This is a genomic window from Paraburkholderia sp. SSBN10T, from assembly GCF_056619545.1.
This window is the reverse complement of record NZ_JBWQQI010000053.1, coordinates 1-1,705: the sequence shown is the minus strand read 5'-3', so window position 1 is coordinate 1,705 and position 1,705 is coordinate 1. Positions and strand designations below refer to the sequence as shown.

Below are 1,705 nucleotides of genomic sequence, written 5' to 3'. Positions count from 1 at the left end.
GGCGTCGGCGGCGGGCGGAATTGCGCTCGGCTCGGGTGCGACGGCGAACAACGCCAATGATGTGGCGCTGGGTTCCGGCTCGGTGACGGCGGCGCCCAATCCAACGTCGGGCTCGACGATCGGCGGCGTGAGTTATGCGTATGCCGGGACGAATCCGCAAAGCGTGGTGAGCGTTGGCGCGCCGGGCGCCGAGCGGCAGATCACCAACGTGGCGGCTGGTGAAGTCACGAGTACCAGCACCGATGCGGTGAACGGCTCGCAACTGTATGCGACCGATCAGGCTGTCAATTCGCTGTCGACATCGACGTCGACCGGTATGAGCTCGCTGTCGACCACACTTTCATCGACATCCAGTTCTGTGTCGTCGCTGTCGACAGGGATCAGCTCTCTCTCTACCTCGACGTCGACGGGCATCAGCTCGCTGTCGACGGGTGTGAGCTCGCTGTCCACCGGCGTCAGTTCACTGTCGACGTCCACGTCGACGGGTATCAGTTCGTTGTCAACGGGCGTGAGTTCGCTGTCCACCGGCATCAGCTCACTGTCGACGTCCACGTCGACAGGTATCAGCTCGTTGTCGACGGGCGTGAGCTCGCTGTCCACCGGCATCAGCTCACTGTCGACGTCCACGTCGACGGGCATCAGCTCGCTGTCAACGGGCGTGAGCTCGCTGTCCACCGGCATCAGTTCACTGTCGACGTCCACGTCGACGGGCATCAGTTCGTTGTCAACGGGCGTGAGTTCGCTGTCCACTGGCGTCAGTTCACTATCGACGTCCACGTCGACAGGTATCAGTTCGTTGTCAACGGGCGTGAGTTCGCTGTCCACCGGCATCAGCTCACTGTCGACGTCCACGTCGACGGGCATCAGTTCGTTGTCAACGGGCGTAAGCTCGCTGTCCACCGGCATCAGCTCACTGTCGACGTCCACGTCGACGGGTATCAGTTCGTTGTCAACGGGCGTGAGTTCGCTGTCCACCGGCATCAGTTCACTGTCGACGTCCACGTCGACAGGTATCAGCTCGTTGTCGACGGGCGTGAGCTCGCTGTCCACCGGCATCAGTTCACTATCGACGTCCACGTCGACAGGCATCAGCTCGCTGTCGACGGGCGTGAGTTCGCTGTCCACTGGCATCAGTTCACTATCGACGTCCACGTCGACAGGTATCAGCTCGTTGTCAACTGGCGTGAGCTCGCTGTCCACTGGCGTCAGTTCACTGTCGACGTCCACGTCGACGGGTATCAGTTCGTTGTCAACGGGCGTGAGTTCGCTGTCCACCGGCATCAGCTCACTGTCGACGTCCACGTCGACAGGTATCAGTTCGTTGTCAACGGGCGTGAGTTCGCTGTCCACCGGCATCAGCTCACTGTCGACGTCCACGTCGACAGGTATCAGCTCGTTGTCAACGGGCGTGAGTTCGCTGTCCACCGGCATCAGCTCACTGTCAACATCCACGTCGACAGGCATCAGTTCGTTGTCAACGGGCGTGAGCTCGCTATCCACCGGCATCAGCTCACTGTCGACGTCCACGTCGACAGGCATCAGCTCGTTGTCGACGGGCGTGAGCTCGCTGTCCACGTCGACGTCGACCGGCATCGGTTCGCTGTCGACCGGTATCAGCTCGCTGTCGACCGGTCTGTCGACTACACAAAGCAGCGTCACTTCTTTGTCGAGTTCATCGTCGACCGCCATCCAGGCGGCGAAGACT

At 61.2% G+C, this 1,705-nt stretch carries 1 protein-coding gene; it reads left to right on the top strand.

From position 1 onward, the window contains the following. The coding region (locus AC1ECK_RS36575) for a BspA family leucine-rich repeat surface protein (RefSeq protein WP_480328163.1) at positions 1-1,705 on the top strand (1,705 nt) is incomplete at both ends.